The sequence below is a fragment of the Sinomonas sp. genome, from assembly GCF_036848755.1.
Lineage (GTDB): Bacteria > Actinomycetota > Actinomycetes > Actinomycetales > Micrococcaceae > Sinomonas.
Genome location: NZ_DAIUJO010000193.1, coordinates 1 through 3,784, shown reverse-complemented (window position 1 = coordinate 3,784; position 3,784 = coordinate 1). Strand labels below are relative to the sequence as shown.

Genomic DNA, 3,784 nt, shown 5'->3' with positions numbered 1-3,784 from the left:
GAGGGGTCAGGGAGGGGACGACGCCGTCGCCGATCAGGCCGATCAGGTACGACTCGGTGGGCAGGCTCACGCGGAGTCCTTTCGGGGGTTCTGGGTTAGTGGCGGGGCAGGCGGGCCGCGAGCTCGTCGGCGGCTTCGCGGAGGGCTGGAAGCTGGTCGACGAGTTCATCGACCGTCATGCGGACAGTGGGGGCGGAGCAGGCGATGGCGGCGATGGCCGCAGGCGGCGCGCCGGGCGCGGGCTCGACCAGCACGGGAACGGCGATGGCGCGCATCCCGACCTCGTTCTCCTCGTCCATGAGCGAATAGCCCTGGGCTCGGACGCGGGCCATCTCGGCGCTGAACTCGTCGCGGTCGGTGATGGCCTTGGGCGCGACGGGCACGAGCTCTATCGACCGGACGAGCCGCTCGCGCTCCTCCTCCGGGGCGAAGGCGACGAGCGCCTTGCCGACCGCGGAACAGTGGAGGTGGCCGCGGTAGCCGGGGTCGCTCGTGACGCGGAAGGTGCGGGGACCTTCCACCTTGGCAACGGTCAGGAAGCGGTCCTCGTCCTGGACGGCCAGGATGCTCGCCTCCTGGGTCTTCTCGGTGAGGCGCGAGAGGACCGGGGTCGCCGTCCCTGCGAACCCGAGGCTGTTCGCGACATACAGGCCGAGCTGGAAGACCCGGAGTCCGAGGCTGTACTTCTTGCCCTCCGGCTCGAAGTCCACGAACCCGGCGCGCTGGAGCGACTGAAGCAGCCGATACGCGGTGCTGAACGGCAGCTCGGCCCGACGCGAGAGATCCGCCGCCGTCGTCGCCCCGGGAGCGTCCCCGAGCATGACGAGAAGGCTCAGGGCCTTGCCGACCATGTCAGTCTTGGCAGGCCGTCCGTCATCGAGGTGGGCCTCGGTGGAGGCAGGCCGCTCATCGGGGGTGGCGTGGGTCATAGATCGATAGTGGCACAACTTCCACATCGTGGCAATTATCACCATCATGCGAACATGCGCTATCCGATGCCCAGAGCTGCGGCGACCTCCTCGGGACTGATGTGGCTCATACAGGCCGGCCCGTTCCCCTCGGTCAACGGGCACTGCGCGTCCCACCAGCACACTTGCTCGGTGAAGTTGGCCGGCTGCCGCACGGGGCATTCGGGGAGTCCTTGGAGGTTGACCCCATGCCGCGGGTGCAGGCCGTAGCGTGCGGCAACGGTGGGGCCGTACAGCCCCACCGCACGCAGGCCGACGGCGGTGGCCAGGCGCACGGGCCCCGTGTCGCCGCCGACGCAGGCACCGCCCGCTTCCCCGGCAGCCGCGTAGAGCCCGGCGAGCTGCCGAAGTGCCAGGCGGGGCGCCCGGACGGCCCCCGCCTGGGTCAGCTCCCGCCAGCGTTCCGGCTCTTCCGCGACGAGCACGGGGGCCCTCGCCGCCGCCAGGAGCCTCGACGTGAGGCGAACCCAGTGCCGAGGGGGCCAACGCTTGACCGCCATGCCGGAATCCGGAACCAAGAGCGCCGCCGGCCGCCCGTCGGGAACCAGAGCCGAGAGCAGCTCTCGGCCTGCCCCGAGTTCGTCCGGGTCGAGGGCGAGGCGCGGGGGCTGGCCAGCGTACCGAGGGTCAATGACCCCGTCGAGGGCCAGCAGTTCGACGTAACGCTGGTCCACGAGCTGGTCCGGGGGCGGAGAGCGCCAGAGGTTGGTGACGGCAACGCCGCCTGCGGCCTCGAGAAGCCCGGGCAGCCCATGACGCCGGCTGGTCGTGATGCTCAGGTCGGGGCGGATCCGATCCAGCGCGTCCTCGACAGCTCGGCGCACCTCCGCCGTGTCGCGGCCCGCGAGCGGAATGACCTCGCCGACCAGCGGGTCCCGCTCGAGCAGCACATGCCACGGTTCGAGAGTGAGGACGTGGAGCGTGGCCTCCGGATGGGACAGCGCGAGGGCGTGAATTGCCGGTAGGGCCAGGATCACGTCACCGAGCCCGCCCATGACCTCCACCACGAGGATGCTCCGCACGCCGCTCATCGTGCGAGGACCTCCCGATAGAGATCCGCGTGCCGACGCGCGATGTCCTGCCACGAATGCCCGTCCGCGAGCGCCTTCCCCTGCCGCGCAATCCGCGTGCGCAACCCGCCGTCGTGCAAGGCGCGCCGAAGCCCGGCGGCCAAGGCCGCGCTGTCGCGGACCGAGGGGACGGCCACGCAGTTCTCGCCGTCTCGGATCGAGCGGTCGCCGCCCGCGGTGAGCACGACCGGAAGCCCGTGGTCGACCATCGTGAGCAGCGATCCGCTCTTGGTGGTGACCCCGCCGGTGAAGGGCAGGACGCCGATGTCGCTGGCCACGAGCCACCGGGAGACCTCGGAGGAGGGCTGGAATCCGGTGAAGGTGACATGCCGTTCGAGGCCGAGGTGGGCGACTTGTCCCTGCAGTTCTGCCCGGAAGTCGCGCGCCTCCCGCCCCGGGAGGGCGAGCGATTCGAACCCCCCGACGACGGCGAGATGCAGGTCCTCGCCCTCGCCGCGCAGCCGTGCCATGGCCTCGAGGAGATACCGGAGTCCCTTGACCGGATGGACGAAGCCGAAGAAGGCCAACAGCGCCGCGCCGGGCCCGAGGCCCAGCTGGGCGCGCAGGTCACGCCGGCACTCGTCCCGATTCCAGTCTCTCGACGCTTCGATGTTGGCGCCGATCGGGATGTGGCGCCCTGTGACCCGGCCCTGGAACCGTTCGTGCAGCGTCGCGAGATGCGCGGAATTGGTGACGACGACGGCCCGGCTGCGGGGAACGAGGAAGCCGGTCTCACGGTCCGCGATCTTGCGCTGCTCCGCCAGCGGCCAGAGCGGCCGCGTCGGACGCGACTGGGCGATCGGAAGCTCCCACGAACCGTACTCGTGCAAGGTCGTCAGGAGGGGGAGCGACCGCGGGAGGAGCAGCGGGAGGAGGCCTATCGAGCCCCGGAAGCCGTACATGGACGGCGCGAACTGGACGTGCACGGCGTCCAGGCCCAGCCGTCCGAAGGCCCTGCGCGCACCGGCCGTCCCCCGCAGGTCCCAGCGTTCGACGACGCCAGCACCCCCTGCGGCATCGGCGCCGCTGGCGAGGACGACGGGCTGGACGCCCCTGGCTGGCAGCTCTTGGGCGAGCCTTGCGACATAGCCTGCAACTCCGTCGAGCTCGGCGCGCGGCTGCCCGCAGACCAAGCCGACCCGCAGCGGTTCTCGCGGCCCTCCGATTGCTCTTCGTCGCACGCCTGCTCCCTCCTCGTCCGGCTCGGGCACTCGACGTTTACCCCGATCGGCCCGGGCTAGGCACGCGGCGCGGATGAGACCGATCCAGTGTGTTGCAGCAATGGCTTGACGCGTTGCAGAAACGGTGTCATTCTGGTGAGGCAGCTGTGATGCCAACCACACGAGGAGGTGGGGATGACCACGATCGCCGACATCGCGAAGGCCGCGGGTGTGTCGAAGTCGACAGTCTCGAGGTCGTTCACCCGGCCGGACTCGGTCAACGCCGAGACCCGGGACCGCATCCTCACCGTGGCAGCCGAGCTGGGCTACGCCCCGTCACCGGCGAAGGCCGACGTCACCGGAACCATCGCCTTGTTCATCCCGGACATCGCGAACCCGTACTACCCGCCGCTCGTCAAGGCGATCCAGGCGGCGTGCCGCCGCCAGTCGATCTCACTGCTCGTCGTCGACGGCGAGAACGACCCGGAGGCCGACGCCGAGGAGCTCGAGCGGGTCATCGGCCGCGTCGACGGTGCGATCATCTTCGCGCCGCGCATGGACGCCGAGAGGCTCCGGGCGCTCGATG

4 protein-coding genes are annotated in these 3,784 nt (G+C 70.6%); 1 reads left to right on the top strand and 3 read right to left on the bottom strand.

What is annotated here, in order from left to right:
* Positions 1-95: 95 nt before the first annotated feature.
* From V7053_RS18220 to V7053_RS18210, 3 genes are read right to left on the bottom strand one after another with little or no spacing between them, the layout of a single operon-like run.
* Positions 96-929, bottom strand: a complete 834-nt coding sequence (locus V7053_RS18220; RefSeq protein ID WP_334173675.1) for an IclR family transcriptional regulator — start codon at positions 927-929, stop codon at positions 96-98.
* Between the two features lie 59 nt (positions 930-988).
* Positions 989-1,990, bottom strand: coding sequence for a glycosyltransferase family 9 protein (locus V7053_RS18215; RefSeq protein WP_334173674.1), 1,002 nt, complete (start codon positions 1,988-1,990; stop codon positions 989-991).
* Between the two features lie 5 nt (positions 1,991-1,995).
* Positions 1,996-3,219, bottom strand: a complete 1,224-nt coding sequence (locus V7053_RS18210; RefSeq protein ID WP_334173673.1) for a glycosyltransferase — start codon at positions 3,217-3,219, stop codon at positions 1,996-1,998.
* Positions 3,220-3,393: 174 nt separating this feature from the next.
* On the opposite strand from V7053_RS18210, the gene V7053_RS18205 reads away from it, so the two are divergent.
* On the top strand, positions 3,394-3,784 hold a 391-nt coding region (locus tag V7053_RS18205; RefSeq protein ID WP_334173672.1), incomplete at its 3' end, for a LacI family DNA-binding transcriptional regulator.